This is a genomic window from Saccharibacillus brassicae (assembly GCF_006542275.1).
Taxonomy (GTDB): domain Bacteria; phylum Bacillota; class Bacilli; order Paenibacillales; family Paenibacillaceae; genus Saccharibacillus; species Saccharibacillus brassicae.
Genome location: NZ_CP041217.1, coordinates 1,318,968 through 1,334,559, shown reverse-complemented (window position 1 = coordinate 1,334,559; position 15,592 = coordinate 1,318,968). Strand labels below are relative to the sequence as shown.

Genomic DNA, 15,592 nt, shown 5'->3' with positions numbered 1-15,592 from the left:
CTTCCTCTCCCTTATTCCGTACGTTCCCGCATGGCAAGGCCCACTCCAGCAAGGAAGGGAATTGATCGTATGGATATATCGCCGTACAAAAGATCATTGGCTTCGTTCACGGCGGTCCTGATGCTGCTTAGCGTCTTTTTCGGCTATGCGCCCGTGACCCATGCCGCCGTGCTTCCCGCGAACGGGAAGCAGACTTTTGCCGGGTATACGCCGGCTACAGGAACAACGCTTGAAAACCAATTTTTCCGGGCTACGGCTTCGCCGGCCAATGCGCTGTTGATAGCCGATTCGACCGGCTTGTTTTTCGATTCGGCCGACGCGTCTATCTCCGCTCCCGGGCGGACGTATTATTATCAAATCGCCGTGAACGGAGATCTCGGCAGCTTTATTCTGGACACGGCCGAGGTTGGAGAATACATGGGCACGGACGGGAATTATACGGACATCAAGATCGTCGGCTATTCGGGTGGAGTCGAAGCTTTTACGGTAGGGCCGCGAGCCTTGACGATAGACGGAAACGCGACGTCCGTCGTTCCTTTCGATTTTGCGCCGGCAGCCGGCAAGAAAATCGATGCGTTCCGTGTGTATTACACGCTCGGAGACCCGTCGGAAGCGTGGAACTTCAACGTGTTCAACTTCACGATCTCCCAGGCGACGGCCCGAAATACCGCGCCTGTCGCGGCGGCGGGCACGCTGAACGTGACGGAAGATAATGTGCAGTCCGGCACGCTTGCAGGCAGCGATCCCGAAAGCGATCCGCTGACGTACTCCATCGTCGGCCAGGGCACCAAAGGCACGGCGGCGATCACGAACGTCAATACGGGCGCCTATACGTATACGCCGAACGCGAATGCGACAGGCGCGGATTCCTTTACGTTCAAAGTCAATGACGGCGTGTTGGATTCGCCGCCGGCGACGATCAACGTGACGATCGCGGCGGTGAACGACGCACCGACGAATCTTGTGCTGAGCAGCAGCAGCGTCGCGGAAAATGCAGCCATCCCGACGAGCGTCGGCACGTTGACGGCAGTCGATCCGGATGCGGGCGATACGTTTACGTATGCGCTCGCGAGCGGCAGCGGCGATACGGACAATGCAAGCTTTACGGTCTCGAACGGAACGCTGCAAACGGCGGCGTCGTTCGATTACGAGACAAAAGCGAGCTACAGCGTGCGGATCGGCGTTACCGACAGCGGAGGTTCTTCGTACGAGAAAGTGTTTGCCCTCACGGTCACGAACGTCAACGAAGCGCCGACGGACCTCGTGCTCGACGACAATAACGTTGCGGAGAACGAACCGCTCGGCACGGTCGTCGGCACGCTGTCGTCGATCGACCCGGATGCGGGCGATACGTTTACGCGTTCGCTCGTTAGCGGCAGCGGCGATACGGACAATGACGCCTTCACGATTTCGGGCAGCGAACTGCGGACGAACGCGGTGTTCGACGCCGAAGCCAAATCGGCGTACGCCATTCGCGTCCGGACGACGGACAGCGGAGGCTTGAGTTATGAAAAAGCGTTCACGATCAACGTGACCGACGTCAACGACGCACCGGTCATCGGAGGTGCGGCCGCGAACCAGGCGGTCAACGACAATGGAAGCGTTACGTCGTTCTCGGGAGTGACGATCTCCGATAACGACAGCGCGAATGTGACGGTGACGGTCGCGCCCGACGTGGCGGCAAAAGGGTCGTTCACGGCTGCGAGCCTGACGGCGAGCGGATTTGCCGCCGATGGCAGCGGCGGCTACGTCCGGAGCGGATCGCCGGCCCAGGTGACGGCCGCGATTCGGCTGCTTGCGTTCAAGCCCGCGGAGAACCGGGTCGCGCCGGGGCAAACGGAAACGACGACGTTCGCGATCGGCGTCAATGACGGGGCCGGAGGCCTCGCGAATAACGGCCTGACGACGGTCGTAGCACTCTCGCTCAACGATGCGCCGACGGATATGGCGCTCAGCCGTCAGACGGTCGCCGAGCAGCAGCCGTCGGGCACGGCGGTCGGCACTTTGTCCGCGGTGGACCCGGATACCGGCGAGACCTTCGCGTATTCGCTCGTCAGCGGTCCGGGCAGCGCGGATAACGGAAGCTTCACGATCGTCGGCAGCGAACTGCGGACGAGCGCGGCGTTCGATTACGAAGCCAAAGCGCTCTACAGCGTACGCGTGCGCGTCGTCGACAACGCCGGATCGGCGTTCGAAAAAACGTTCGAAATCGGCGTTACCGATGTCAACGACGCGCCGACGAATCTGACGCTCAGCGGTACTGCGGTCGCCGAGAACGAGCCGGTCGGCACCGTCGTCGGCAGCTTGTCGGCAGTCGACCCGGATACGGGCGACGACTTCGTCTACACGCTCGCAAGCGGCAGCGGCGATACGGACAACGCCGCTTTTGCGATCGTCGGCAGCGAGCTGCGCACTGCGGCGGCGTTCGATTTCGAGACGAAATCGAGCTATAGCGTGCGTGTTCGCGTGACCGATCGAGGCGGTCTGACGTACGAGAAAGCTTTTGCGATTCAGGTGAGCGATACGAACGACTCGCCGTCGATTCTCGGTACGGCGGCCGATCAGCCGGTGAACGATAACGCGGCGATTGCGCCTTTTGCCGCCGTGGAGATTGTCGATCCGGATAGCGTCTCCGTGACGATCACGGTGACGGCGGATTCCGCCGCGAAAGGGCGCTTCACGCCAGCCAGTCTGTCCGTCGGCGGCTTCTCGGAAAGCGCGGGCGGCGTCTATACGCGCAGCGGAACGCCGGCAGCCGTCACGTCGGCGCTGCGGGCTCTGTCCTTCGTGCCTGCGGCCAACCGCGTCGCGCTGGGACAGACCGAAACGGTGACGTTCGACCTCGTCGCGGAAGATTCGGCAGGCGGACGCACGCAGAACCAGGGCGCGACGCTCAAAGTGTCTGCGGTTAACGATGCGCCGACGGATGCCGCGCTCGGCAGCGATATTGTCGCCGAGAACGCGCCGATCGGCACGGTCGTCGGCAAGCTGTCGGCTGTGGATGCCGATCTCGGCGATACGTTTGCCTATACGCTTGCAGGCGGAGTCGGCGATACCGACAATGCGCGGTTTGCGATCGTCGGAGACGAACTTCGCACCGCGGAAGCGTTCGATTACGAGACCAAGTCCGCTTACAGCGTACGTATTCAGGTCAAGGACGCGGCCGGAGCGATGTTCGAAAAGTCGTTCGCGATCCGGGTGACCGACGCCAACGACGCTCCGACGGAACTTGCGCTCGGCAGCCGCGACGTCGAAGAGAACAGACCGGCCGGCACGACCGTAGGTACGCTGACGGCCGTTGATCCGGATGCGGGCGATACGTTCGCGTATACGCTGGCAAGCGGCAGCGGAGACGGCGATAACGCAAGCTTCGAGATCGAAGGCGGCACGCTGCGAACCGCCGAATCGTTCGATTTCGAGAAAAAAACCAGCTACAGCGTACGAATTCGGGTGACGGATCGCGGCGGCTTGACGTACGAACAAGTCTTCACGATTAACGTGCTCAATGCCAACGATGGTCCGGCGATCGCGGGTACGGCGGCGAATCAGCCGGTGACCGACAAAACGACGCTGAATCCGTTCTCGAACGTGACTGTATCCGACATCGAGAATGACGAAGTGACGGCGATCGTCACCGTCACGGACACGGCTCAAGGCGCGTTCACGGCCGAGAGTCTGGCTGCGGCCGGCTTCGAAGAAGCAGGCACCGGCACCGGACGTTACGTCTCGGATCGCGCCGCGCCGGCGGACGTGACGGCGGCTCTGCGCAAGCTGGTCTTTGCGCCCGCGGAGAACAAGGCGGCTCCGGGCCTGACCGGTACGGTCGGCCTGACGCTTGAAGTGACGGACGCCGAGGGCGCTTCGACTCGCGACGAGGCGACGACGCTCGTCGTCGCTTCCGTCAACGACGCGCCGACGGCGATCCGGTTGTCCGCCGCCGAAGTGCGGGAGAATCTGCCGGTCGGCACGGTCGTCGGCCGGCTGTCCGCAGCCGATCCGGACCCGGCGGATACGTTCCGCTATGCGCTGGTCGAAGGCGAAGGCGGCGCAGACAATGCGGTCTTCGCGGCAGCGGGCGACGAATTGCGCACGGCGGAGCGCCTGGATCATTCGAAGCGCAAAGCGTACTCCGTACGCATTCGGGTGACCGACGCAAACGAAGAAAGCTTCGAACAAGTCTTCGCCGTGACGGTAACGCCGCAGCCTGCGGCAGGCGAGACGCCGAATCCGCCGACCGTGCAGGAGCCGGTCATCGATTCGCCGCCGCCGGCCCAGAGCGGGACGCGGCAGGTGGACGTCGTGGTGCAGGAAGGCCAGGAAGCGGCGGTCCGGGTAGAGATTACCCGCACGTCAGTGGGCGGACTTCAGCTTGATACAGTCAGACTGAACGCGGCCCAAGCCACGGAAGCGGCAGCCAAAGCGGCCGCGGGCGGGCAGGATTTCGCCCGCATCGTCATTGACGATATTCCGGGCAATCCGGCCGACGAAGTGGCCGTCAATATTCCGATGGCGGCTCTGAGTCCGCTTGCGGCCGGCGATATCCGGTTGGAAATCCAGACCGGAGACGTCAAGCTGACGCTGTCTTCGGCGGCGCTGGACGCGCTGCAAAGCGACGGCCAAGACTTGTACTTCCGCATCGTGCCGATCAAGCAGCCGGAGCAGCGGGCCCGGTTGGAGCAGCGCGTATTGAACGCGGACGAAGTGCGCAGCGCGGCTGCCGGCACGGTCGTTCAGGTGCTCGGCCGTCCGATGACGATCGAGACGAATTATACCGGCCGTCCGACAAGCGTCGAGCTTCCGCTGACCGACGTCACGCTGCCTGCCGATCCGGCCGCGCTTCGGGCGTTGGCCGCGCGGCTGGCCGTATACGTCGAGCATAGCGACGGCGACACCGAGCTGCAGCGGGGCGAAGTGAAATACGACGCACGCGGCATTCCGGTCGCGATCGAGATCGAAGTCGACAAGTTCAGCACGTTCACGATCGTGGCCGCCGGACCGTCGATCCAGCGCGAACGTTATGTGTTCGGCTATACGGACGGCACGTTCCGTCCGGAACGGACGATGACCCGGGCCGAGATCGCCGCGGTGATCTCCCGGAATATCGGCGTTCCTTCCGGCAAGGGACAAGGCTATACGGACGTTGCCGCGTCGTATTGGGCGAACGCCTATATCGCCCATCTCCAGGAAGCCGGCATCATGACCGGAGACGGCAGCGGCAAGTTCCGTCCGGGCGACGCGATCACGCGGGGCGAACTGGCCGCGCTGATCGCGAAATGGAAAGCGCTGGCTCCGGCTCAAGCCGGACCGGCGGCTTCGGATCTTGCGGGCCATTGGGCGCGGTCGAACATCTCCGCCGTCATGGAAGCCGGGTTCATGACCGGGTATCCCGACGGCACGTTCAAACCGAACCGGGCGCTGACGAGAGCCGAAGCGGTCGTCGCCCTGAACAAACTGTTCGGCCGTCCGCCGCTTGAAGGCGTGGAACGTCCGACCTGGTCCGACGTACCGACTTCGCATTGGGCTTATGCGGACATCGAAGCGGCGTCGGGCAGCTACTCCGCCGTACCTTCGGGCAGCGGCGGCGAGGTGAAGGTCGATCCGCGCTGACGGGCCGCTCTTTTGAACCCGGCACAAACAGGGTGAAGGATTTTTCGGCATAAAAGCGAATACCGAAAAGGCGGTCCGCGCAGGAAGGCGGGCCGCCTTTTTTGCCATCGTATGCTTGAATTCCAATCCTGCCACTCCGAGGAGGCTACAACCATGTCGATCATCCGGGATTTGTTCCGGCATCTCGATTGGGCGAACCAAACGATGCTGGATGCGCTGCGGCAGCAGGAAGTCGGCGGCAAACCGCTGATCCTGTTCTCGCATCTGCTGCACGCCGAACGCGTGTGGCTGGCGCGGCTCGAAGGAACGGACAGTTCGCGGCTCGCGATCTGGTCCGATGTCGAAATTTCGTACTGCGCCGAACTGATGGAGCGCAACGCGCGGGACTTCGCCGCTCTGCTGGACGATCCGGCCGCATCCGATCCGGCCCGCGTCGTCGCTTACGCCAACAGCCGGGGGACGACGTTCACGAATACCGTCGGAGACATTCTGACGCACGTGGCGCTTCACGGCCAGTACCACCGGGGGCAGATCAACGCGCGGCTGCGCGAAGACGGGCACAATCCCGTTAACGTGGACTATATTACGTTTAGGCGCTGAGCCGACCCGCGCAGGGCGGGATTGTCTCCGCTTCGCCGCCCTGTTATAATTTGCCTATACTATTCGTACTGGGGGTTGGACCGTGGCAATGTGGAGCGTACCGGATTGCTCGTTCGCTAGAAAAGCCTTGCGCGAAGCCTGAATAGGGGCGGACTTTGTGTAGGGCAAGGCAGCAAGAATCAGTATCGATCGCCCTGACTTTACGTAACGGCTTACCCGCAGGCTTTGCACCTTATCGCTTGACTACCAACAAATAAGGGGCTGAAAGCTATGCAAAACGTAACGCCATTCATTCGCAACCATCAACTGAACGTGATTCATAAACAAGCCAATTTCCTGCTCAAGACGCTGCGCAGCGTCGCGGATCGCAAAGTGCTGGAATCGGTTCGCCATACCGCCGTCCTGAACGTGTTCGAAGCGTTCGATCATCTGGATGCCGGGCAAAAAGAGCTGTTGGAGCGGATGTCCGCTTTCGAAGCGGCGCACGATCTGCAGGACTATCTCGATTCGCTCGAACCGTATCTGCTGCCGTTTCCCGAAGCGACGTCCCAACAGATCCAGAAGCTGTTTCCCAAAGCGAAAAAGCTGAAAGTGCTGGAACTCGCGGCGGTGGATTATCCGCATACGACGTACCTGAGATGGATCGATATCGCCACCAACCGGCTGTTTATCGTCTATCCGCGCGCGGGCGGCTTCGTCGGGGTCGAAGGACGGATGACGTCAACGAACAAAAAAGGCTTCTGCATGTTCTGCAACCGGCATCAGGAACTCGGATTTTTCAACGTGAAGCTCAAAGGCAGTTCGCCGGACAACCTCTCTTCGCTCGGCCAATACGTCTGCATGGACGATCTGGCCTGCAACAAAGGGATTACGGATCTGGGTCCGCTGGAAAAGTTTCTGGCTTCGGTAGGCAAATAAGCCTGGGCCGAAAGAGTTAAATCGCCTAACCAAAAGGCCGCTCTCCGGAGCGGCCTTTTTGCGTGCGGATGAACCGGCATAATCGCCGCTTCCGGTCGAAGCCGGTCTCCCCGCAACCAGGTTCCTTCCGTCTTACTCCGCCGCGGCGTTCAGGTTTCCGGCTCGCCGGAATTCCCAAGCTCGCCGCGATGCCGCGCGAGCACGTACAGCGTGTACGCCATCGCCGGAAGCGAACCCTGCATTTGGTAATACGGCGATCGGGGCAGGCCGAGACCGGCTTCGAACAGCCAGAACTTGCCTTCGGCGTCCACGCCCAGATCCAGCCCGAGTTCGTGAAAACCTGCGCCGATCCGCTCTTCCAGATACTGCGCCGTGCGGATGCCGTATTCGCCCAGGCTGTCGTCCATCGGGCCGCCTTCCGCTTCGCCGAACTGGTGCAGCAGGAAGTCCGGCCAGGTGCTCGTCCCCCGGTACGTCAAATCGCTGTTGGTAATTTTGACGTGCGGCATCAGCGAGAGCGTGACCGATTTGTAGGCGATCACCCATTGGTTCTGCCCGTTTTTGGACGCATGGACGCGAATATGAAAAGGATAGCCGTGCGGCGTAACGCTGCGGATCATTTTTTGTGCGCAGTATTTTTTGGCAATGAGCAGGTCGAGCGTCTTGAGCGTCTCTTCCCGGTTCAAGTTGTGCACGTACCGTTGATCGAACAGCTCGATGCCGTCTTCGCCCGATTCGGCCGTGAAAATATTTGCGCCCATCGCGCCGCCGTCCGGCTTCAGCACGACCTGCTGGTGCTTGTCGATAAAGCCGAGCGTCTTCTCCGCGTCTCGCATCGTCATGAACGGAATAAGGTGGCGCTTCAGGTCTTCGTCGCCCCGGAGCAGATTGTACACTTTGGTCTTGCCCATCGAGCGTCCTTCCAGCGTATGTCCCATCGGCACGCGTTCCAGCTTGCGGTACGCTTCCTTGAACAGCGATTTGCCTCTGCGGCGCACGTTGTCGTAAATGACGTCGGGATAGCGGAATTCCCGCTCGACCCATTTGTTGTCTTCGAGCTGCATGCCGACAATGGTGTCTTCCTTGATGTCCCGGGTATGAAAATAATAAAAGTCCGCTCCGTAATGCGAAGCGGCCAGCGAACATGCTCGCATCAGGTCCTGCCTGACTTTCCAACCGAGCATCATGCCGATCAGCGGTCTTGCGGTCATCGTTACCGGCCTCCCGTTTAATTCGATACAGCTTCGTTCAATACAGCCATTTTACCCAATCGAACGAGATTCGTCACCGTCGGGGCGGCATGGGTAATACCGGGTAGAGACCGACGAAAGGAGACTTCCCATGACCCTCACGACGAACGAACAGCTATCGCAGCTGCTGGCGGCCTATGACCTCGACCGGCCGCAGCCGACTTTTTTGAGACATAACGAAAATCGCACTTATCGCGTGCAGGATGCGGGAGGCCGCAGTTATCTGCTGCGCATCCACGATCCTTACGTACCCGAGATGAAAGGACTCCAACATCGGTACGACGGCATTCTGGCGGAACTTGAGATGCTGGAGCAGCGCGGTGCCCGAAGCGACGAAGAAGTGCAGGTGCCTGTGCGCAGCCGGGCGGGCGAGCTCGTGACGACGTTCGAGGAGCGCGGGCAGACGCTGAACGTCTCGCTGCTGACGTGGCTGGACGGACGCGACCTGCAAAAAGAAGATCTGTACGGCGAGGATATGGTCGGCAAACTGGGCGGGGAACTGGCGAAGCTGCATGCCTTTTTCGCGGAATACGCAGCGCCGGGCATGGAAGCGAGGCCGCATCAGGGCCGGGCTTACAACGACCGCTTGGCCGGCGTCATCCGCTCGGGCGTCGCCACAGGGCTGTTCACGGCCGAAGACGCGGACACGGTGGAAGAGACGCTGCGGCTGGTCAACGACCGGCTCGCGGGGCGCGGCGGAGAATTCGGGACGGATCTGATCCACGGCGATATCGGCCTGAACAATGCGATCGTGACGGAAGACGGCGGCGTGCGGCTGATCGATTTCGGCTTCTACGGCAGAGGCTACCGCCTCACCGACGTGGCGATGGGCGCCATGATGCTGCCGAGCGACCGGCGGGAGCTCTTTCTCGCGGCGTATGCCGGCGGCAAAAAGTGGACGGAAGAAGAGCTGCGCGAGATCGACGGCTTTATGCTGGTCGCGATTCTCGGGTATTACGTGTTCCAGTTCGGCAACGTGCGGATGCACGAGTGGATGCGGGAACGGATGCCGATGCTGTGCGCGGACAAATGCCGGCCTTTTCTGGCGGGAGAACAGATGCTGGAACGAATCGCTTTTTGAACGGTGAATAGTGAACGGTGAACGGTGAGTAGCGAAGGGTGCCGCGGAGCGCAAGCAAGCAGGAAACAGCGGGGACGGCGGAGAATTCCCGTGTGGACGAAGAAGTTAGAGACTAAAAAAAGGCAGAGTCATAGAAGGAGGATTCCATGAAAATGTCCACGTGGGCCGGAGGCGCCGCGCTTGCGGCGCTGGCCTGGCGTTATCACGCACTGCCCCGGCAAGATCACATTTCGACCGAAGATACGCCCGAAAGCTGCCTGATCGACACGCCCAACCGGCCGGCGTTCCAGTCGGGCACGGAATGCGCCGCATTTTCCAGCGCTTACGTCATGCGCCATCTGGGCGAAGAAAGCGACGGCCGCGAGATCTACCGGGGGTACCCCCGCAAACTGCTGGACGGTACCGTCGACCCGCGCGGCATTCTCGTCTTTTTCAAACAGAGAGGCTACCGGGCGACTTTCTACCGCGGAGACGCGGACACGCTCAAGAAGCGGATCAGTCTCGGCGTCCCCGTCATCGCGTTCATCAAAGTTTACCCGGACAAAAGATACGCGCATTTCGCTCCGGTCGTCGGGTACGATCGCGAACACTTCTACCTCGCCGATTCGCTCAAACATCGGATCAACGCGCGGGGAGAAAACGTCTACAACCGCAAGCTGCGCATCGACGAACTGGAACGGCTGTGGCGGACCAATCCGTTGTATAAGCAGTCTTATATCGTGATTGAACGGTAGGAGGGGCCTGCCGGAAAGGGGAAGACGGATGGAACTGAACGATTTTATGGAAACTTCGATTCCGTGTTCGCCGAATAGAATTGCCAAATAGAATTGCCGAGCAGCATCAAGGAAAGCGAATAAATTTCACTTCCGGGAATCGGCTGTCGTTTTTTTTCATCAGAGCGCCGTTTTTATTTTTGAGATGTTGGTCGAAAAAGTCCAGCATGTAGGCATTGACCACAGTATCGGCTCTTTGAGGCGCTATTTTTCCGGTGAGGCCCAAGCGGGCGAACAGCGGAGACAGGAACTGGGCGTCGGTAAAGTTCAGATGTTCGGTATTCTCAATATAAAGCGCTTGTCCTCCCGCTTCCACCGCTTCATGCATCCGCTTGAGTTCCAGCCGCTTGTCTTGCGCAGCGGCTTCTTCCCATTCCCGCGTCGAACCCATACGTTCCATTTCTTCATCCGTGTAGGGACGCTGTTCCAGCACTCGCTGCAGTTTCCCGAAATAGCTGTCCGACGTAATAAACAAGAACGGTTTCCGCAGCTCTCCCCGCTCGCGCAGGCGATACAGCCCGCCGTCCAGATCGATGCCGGCCGCGATTCGCGGATCGTACGAAGCGTCATAAGCGGCGGCTCCGCCGATCGAATGACCGAATATCCCGATATGGCCGAGATCCAATTTGCTTTGCAGGTTGCTCGGGATCTGCCCGGACTGCATCTGTTCGAACTGGTCCAGTACAAACGCGACATCGTCGGTCAATAGGCGGCCCAGCCGATCGCGCTGCAGGCTTACTGTGCGATAATCGTCGTCGGGCGAGAACAGGCTGTCGGCTGCGGCGGTTGTAATCTTTCCGTCCGGAAATTCGGTGGCGAAAGTAGTATAGGTATGGTCGATCACGGCTACGATATACCCGCGAGCCGCGAGGTATTCGGCCTGCGACGTATGGAAGAACCTCGACGAAGCGTTGCCGGGATTGCCAACAATCAGCGGATAGGTCGGCTGCGCCGAAGACACGTCAGCCTGCGGATCGGCATGGGCGGACACCTGCTCCAAATAGTCAAAAGTAAATTCGGGCAGTCCGTACTGCGCAGCCATATGCGGCAGAATCCGGGGGTACGGAATCCAGGCGGCGGGTGTGCCGGTGCCGGCTTGAGCCGGATACCACACCTGAACCATCAAAGCCCGGTGCCCTTGAACGGGTCCGTCGAACGTTTCTGTTCGGTCCGTATCCACAAGATACAGCGCCTGCGTGCCTACCGGATAATCGCCTTGCGGCTCGGGCAGCTTGACTGCGGGAAAAGCATACAGCAGACCGACCGTTCCAGCCAGCGCGAGCCCTATGCCGACATAGGCGAATCTTCGCAGCAGTCGGTACCGTTCTTTTTTGCAGACAAGCGCGGTAACCAGCAGGACCAGCACAACCGCGGCTCCCGCCAACGCAAATCCTCTCATCGTCGACTCCTCCTGTTCTTTTGGGCAGATGCTTCAATCTTACCTGGCAAAGGCCGTTTCAGCCATCGATTTTCCTTACAGCTTGATCGGGCTTGTGGGTACAACGGCAAAGCGGTCGAACGTTATAACGGCATGTAAGGCAAACCGCGTAGGCCCAGCATAAATCCTCCCTTTGAAAGCGTGCCTAGACGGTACGGCTTCCGAAGGGAGTTTTTATTATAAAAAATGAACAGGGAGCGTGAACCGTATGGAAAATGAGCTGATGCAGCGTCTGATTGAACGGTACTTGAGCGCTCATCACACGTTCGCAGTCGACCTGCCCAACGGTATGAAAGCGGGCGAAGTTCTGGCGCTGCGGGGAAAATCGGTCTTTGAAAAAAAAGGAGAAAAGCGGGTCCGAATCGAAGATCACAGTTAAAAGGTTCTGTCGTAAGCAGCAGGAGCCTGGAAAACGGCGAATCCGGAAAAATAGCGGCGGACGAATCTTTTTACAAGCGATCGAATCTCGCAATAGGGGAATACGTCATCGTACGCCTTGCACGGACAAAAAATGCGGTGAACCCGCTGTCAAAGGAGGAGAGGACACGCATGAAAAGATCCTCATTGTCCCTCGCACTCCGTATTCTGTCGCTGCTGCTCGGCGTAGTCGGAGTGCTGCTTATTATCCGTAGTACGGAACTTGGGCTGGCCCAGGCGGATTCGCTGACAGACGGCGAACAATACGACTCCGGCACCCGATTCTGGCTGGTGCAGCAGAGCGGGATCGCCGCTTATCGGACGCTTGGCGCGATTCTGGCCGGAGTCGGCCTGTTCCATGCGCTGCGTCCGCTCAGCCGGCTGGAAATGCAGCGGATCAGCACCTCGTCGGAGCAGGAAGACGAGCTGACCGGCATCAAGCAAACGCTGCTGCCGGGAGCGGCCAAAGATTCGGACACGTTCGCACCGCGTGCGGCCGGGTCCGAAGGGCCGAGAATCGATACGGCCGCCCGCATCGTCAACGCGTCTCCGCAAACGATCTATTGGGCGTTCGTCGATCCCGACGTGCTCGTGCGCTGGCTGCCTCCCGCAGGAATGCGCGGGCGGATCGAGCGCTTCGAACCGCAGACGGGCGGCGCATACCGCATGACGCTGACGTCTGCCGACGCTTCCGGTTCGTTCGAAGGCAAATCGTCGCCGGACACGGACATCGTCGAAGGCCGCTTCACGGAACTGGTGCCGGGACAGAAGATCGTGCAGACGGCGACGTTCGATTCGCCCGATCCTTCTTTTGCCGGAGAAATGGTCATGACGTGGGAACTGGAACCGGTCGGGGAAAAAACGAAAGTGACTGTCCTCTGCGAACACGTCCCGGCCGGCATCCGGCAGAGCGAACACGAACAGGCGCTGTCGTCGACGCTTGCGAATCTGGAGCGTGTGATCGGATAAGGAAAAGGTTGGTCGCTGTGTAATCTATTTATCTTGGATTATGACATGCAAAACAGGCATCCTGACATATGGCAGAACGCCCTCTTTTCCTATAATAGAAACAGAAGTTTATGTTCAAAAGCACGCATGGTAACATGAACACGACATCATAGTCCGAAACGGAGGATTTTCTTTTGCCTATTTTCCATGATTCCACAGCCCAAACGTTCCACCTGCAGTCCGCCGCGTCCAGCTACGTGATCCAGCTCGTGGAGTCCGCGCATCCCGCCCACGTGTACTGGGGACCGAGACTGTCCCAGGAAACGTTCGAGCCGCGCATCCATTCGATCGAGCGCGCTTCGTTCAGCCCGAACCTGAGCCCGGAAGCGATGCACGTCTCGCTCGACACGCTTCCGCAGGAATATCCGGCCTACGGCAGCGGCGATTTCCGCGAGCCGGCGTTCGAAGCCCGCTACGCGGACGGATCGACGATCAGCCGCCTGGCGTACGAGAGCCACGAGATCGTGTCCGGCAAGCCGGCGCTCGAAGGCCTGCCCGCCACGTACGTCGAGAACGACGCCGAAGCGGACACGCTGCATATCCGCCTGCGCGACGAGCTGACCGGACTCAGCGCCGTGCTGAGCTATACCGTGTTCCACGAGATCGACGCGATCACCCGCTCCGTGCGCTTCGCGAACGAAGGCCAAGACGTCATCGCTCTCGGCCGCGCGCTCAGCGTCAGCGTCGACTTCAACCACAGCGAATTCGAATTCCTGCAGCTTTCGGGCGCGTGGATTCGCGAACGCCATATCCACAAGCGCGAACTGGTTCCGGGTATCCACCGCATCGACAGCAAGCGCGGATCGAGCAGCCACAACCAGAACCCGTTTATCGCGCTGCTGGCCAAAGACGCGGGCGAAGACTTCGGCGAAGTGTACGGATTCAGCCTCGTGTACAGCGGCGGATTCCTCGGCCAGGCCGAAGTGGATTCGTTCGGCTCGACGCGCGTCCAGCTCGGCGTCCAGCCGTTCGATTTCGAATGGAGACTCGAAGCGGGCGAGACGTTCCAGACGCCGGAAGCGGTCATGGTCCGTTCGTCGGAAGGACTCGGCGGCATGTCGCGCACGTACCACAAGCTGTACCGCACCCGGCTCAGCCGCGGCGAGTTCCGCGACAAAGCGCGTCCGATTCTCGTCAACAACTGGGAAGCGACGTATTTCGATTTCAACGCGGATAAGATCAAGGAGATCGCGGCGGCCGGCCAGGACCTCGGCATCGAGCTGTTCGTGCTCGACGACGGCTGGTTCGGCAAGCGCGACAGCGACGACAGCTCGCTCGGCGACTGGTTCGAAGATTCCCGCAAGCTGCCGGACGGCTTGTCGAAGCTTGCGAGCGACATCACGGCGACGGGCATGGAATTCGGCCTCTGGTTCGAACCGGAGATGGTCTCGCCGAACAGCGAACTGTACCGCAATCACCCGGACTGGTGCCTGCACGTGCCGAACCGCAGCCGCACCGAAGCGCGCCGCCAGCTGATTCTCGACCTGTCGCGTCAGGACGTGTGCGATTATATCGTCGATTCCGTCTCGAAAGTGCTGGAATCCGCGCCGATCACCTACGTCAAATGGGACATGAACCGCAATATGACGGAGATCGGTTCCGAACTGTTGGCGCCGAACCGCCAGCGCGAGACGGCGCACCGCTACATGCTCGGTCTGTACGGCGTGCTGGAACGCATCGTGTCGCGCTTCCCGCATATCCTGTTCGAGAGCTGCTCCGGCGGCGGCGGACGTTTCGATCCGGGCATGCTCTATTACATGCCGCAGACGTGGACGAGCGACGACAGCGACGCGGTGGAGCGTCTCAAGATCCAATACGGCACGAGCATCGTCTATCCGGCGAGCAGCATGGGCGCGCACGTATCGGCCGTGCCGAACCATCAGGTCGGCCGTATCACGCCGCTTGAGATGCGCGGACACGTCGCGATGAGCGGCAACTTCGGCTACGAGCTGGATCTGACGCAGTTCACCGAAGAAGAGAAGACGGAAGTGAAAGCGCAGGTGCAGCAGTACAAAGAACTGCGCGGCCTGATCCAGTTCGGCGACTTCTACCGGATCAAAAGCCCGTTCGAAGGCAACGATACGGCGTGGGCTTACGTGTCGGAAGACCGCTCGCAGGCGTTCGCCGCCTACTTCCGCGTGCTGGGCGAACCGTATGCGCCGCTGCGCCGCCTGAAGCTCAAAGGACTCGACCCGACGAAGCGCTACAGCGTCGAAGGCCGCCTTGGCCAAGGCGAGAGCGGCAGCGTGTACGGAGGCGACGAACTGATGCACTTCGGACTGTCGCTGCCGATGCTGAACGGGGATTTCCAGAGCGTGCTGTACGTGATTAAGGAAGTGTAACTTCGGCTGGTTGTCGAACCGGCAGCTCATACGGCATCCAAGCCGGAGCATCCGATTGACTGTCTTTTTCGCACACATAGTCGTCTTCATATAAGTTCCGTCGGGAAACCAACTTCCCGGCGGGATTTTTCGTTTATTCTAATAAGAGGCATCATGTG

General features: G+C 60.3%; 10 protein-coding genes. 8 read left to right on the top strand and 2 right to left on the bottom strand.

The features are described 5' to 3' along the window. Positions 1-69 precede the first annotated feature (69 nt). The 3 genes from FFV09_RS05400 to FFV09_RS05390 all read left to right on the top strand — a co-directional run bounded on the left by FFV09_RS05400 (position 70) and on the right by FFV09_RS05390 (position 7,125). Positions 70-5,607, top strand: a complete 5,538-nt coding sequence (locus FFV09_RS05400; protein ID WP_170314946.1) for a cadherin domain-containing protein — start codon at positions 70-72, stop codon at positions 5,605-5,607. A 153-nt stretch (positions 5,608-5,760) separates the two neighbouring features. After that, the gene (locus tag FFV09_RS05395) at positions 5,761-6,207 is read left to right on the top strand and encodes a DinB family protein (protein WP_141446774.1); all 447 of its coding nucleotides are present in this window, start codon (positions 5,761-5,763) and stop codon (positions 6,205-6,207) included. Positions 6,208-6,477: 270 nt separating this feature from the next. Further along, positions 6,478-7,125 carry a FusB/FusC family EF-G-binding protein gene (locus FFV09_RS05390; RefSeq protein ID WP_141446772.1) on the top strand — a complete coding sequence of 216 codons (648 nt, stop codon included), beginning with the start codon at positions 6,478-6,480 and terminating at the stop codon, positions 7,123-7,125. Positions 7,126-7,274: 149 nt separating this feature from the next. On the opposite strand, the gene FFV09_RS05385 is transcribed toward FFV09_RS05390, so the two are convergent. Continuing rightward, positions 7,275-8,336, bottom strand: coding sequence for a YheC/YheD family protein (locus FFV09_RS05385; RefSeq protein WP_141446770.1), 1,062 nt, complete (start codon positions 8,334-8,336; stop codon positions 7,275-7,277). A gap of 130 nt (positions 8,337-8,466) precedes the next feature. On the opposite strand from FFV09_RS05385, the gene FFV09_RS05380 reads away from it, so the two are divergent. Both FFV09_RS05380 and FFV09_RS05375 read left to right on the top strand, forming a co-directional pair. Further along, positions 8,467-9,456 carry a phosphotransferase enzyme family protein gene (locus FFV09_RS05380; protein ID WP_141446768.1) on the top strand — a complete coding sequence of 330 codons (990 nt, stop codon included), beginning with the start codon at positions 8,467-8,469 and terminating at the stop codon, positions 9,454-9,456. Between the two features lie 146 nt (positions 9,457-9,602). After that, positions 9,603-10,190: a cysteine peptidase family C39 domain-containing protein gene (locus FFV09_RS05375; protein ID WP_141446766.1), complete on the top strand. Its 588-nt coding sequence runs from the start codon at positions 9,603-9,605 to the stop codon at positions 10,188-10,190. A gap of 106 nt (positions 10,191-10,296) precedes the next feature. Here FFV09_RS05375 and FFV09_RS05370 read toward each other — a convergent pair whose 3' ends face one another. Continuing rightward, the gene (locus FFV09_RS05370; protein ID WP_141446765.1) at positions 10,297-11,628 is read right to left on the bottom strand and encodes an alpha/beta hydrolase family protein; all 1,332 of its coding nucleotides are present in this window, start codon (positions 11,626-11,628) and stop codon (positions 10,297-10,299) included. 247 nt (positions 11,629-11,875) lie between these two features. Between FFV09_RS05370 and FFV09_RS23685 the strand changes: the two genes are divergently transcribed. The 3 genes from FFV09_RS23685 to FFV09_RS05360 all read left to right on the top strand — a co-directional run bounded on the left by FFV09_RS23685 (position 11,876) and on the right by FFV09_RS05360 (position 15,434). Continuing rightward, complete coding sequence (locus FFV09_RS23685; protein ID WP_170314945.1) at positions 11,876-12,046, top strand: hypothetical protein; 171 nt, start codon at positions 11,876-11,878, stop codon at positions 12,044-12,046. A gap of 170 nt (positions 12,047-12,216) precedes the next feature. Further along, entirely contained in the window at positions 12,217-13,053 is an 837-nt protein-coding gene (locus tag FFV09_RS05365; RefSeq protein ID WP_246098482.1) for an SRPBCC domain-containing protein, read from the top strand. A 173-nt stretch (positions 13,054-13,226) separates the two neighbouring features. Further along, on the top strand, positions 13,227-15,434 hold the full coding sequence (locus FFV09_RS05360) for an alpha-galactosidase (protein WP_141446763.1): 2,208 nt from the start codon (positions 13,227-13,229) through the stop codon (positions 15,432-15,434). The last annotated feature ends 158 nt before the right edge of the window (positions 15,435-15,592 follow it).

Bases quoted from the DNA above. Each gene is read 5' to 3' on its own strand.
- FFV09_RS05400 (WP_170314946.1), top strand. From the start codon at position 70: ATGGATATATCGCCGTACAAAAGATCATTGGCTTCGTTCACGGCGGTC.
- FFV09_RS05395 (WP_141446774.1), top strand. From the start codon at position 5,761: ATGTCGATCATCCGGGATTTGTTCCGGCATCTCGATTGGGCGAACCAA.
- FFV09_RS05390 (WP_141446772.1), top strand. From the start codon at position 6,478: ATGCAAAACGTAACGCCATTCATTCGCAACCATCAACTGAACGTGATT.
- FFV09_RS05385 (WP_141446770.1), bottom strand. From the start codon at position 8,336: ATGACCGCAAGACCGCTGATCGGCATGATGCTCGGTTGGAAAGTCAGG.
- FFV09_RS05380 (WP_141446768.1), top strand. From the start codon at position 8,467: ATGACCCTCACGACGAACGAACAGCTATCGCAGCTGCTGGCGGCCTAT.
- FFV09_RS05375 (WP_141446766.1), top strand. From the start codon at position 9,603: ATGAAAATGTCCACGTGGGCCGGAGGCGCCGCGCTTGCGGCGCTGGCC.
- FFV09_RS05370 (WP_141446765.1), bottom strand. From the start codon at position 11,628: ATGAGAGGATTTGCGTTGGCGGGAGCCGCGGTTGTGCTGGTCCTGCTG.
- FFV09_RS23685 (WP_170314945.1), top strand. From the start codon at position 11,876: ATGGAAAATGAGCTGATGCAGCGTCTGATTGAACGGTACTTGAGCGCT.
- FFV09_RS05365 (WP_246098482.1), top strand. From the start codon at position 12,217: ATGAAAAGATCCTCATTGTCCCTCGCACTCCGTATTCTGTCGCTGCTG.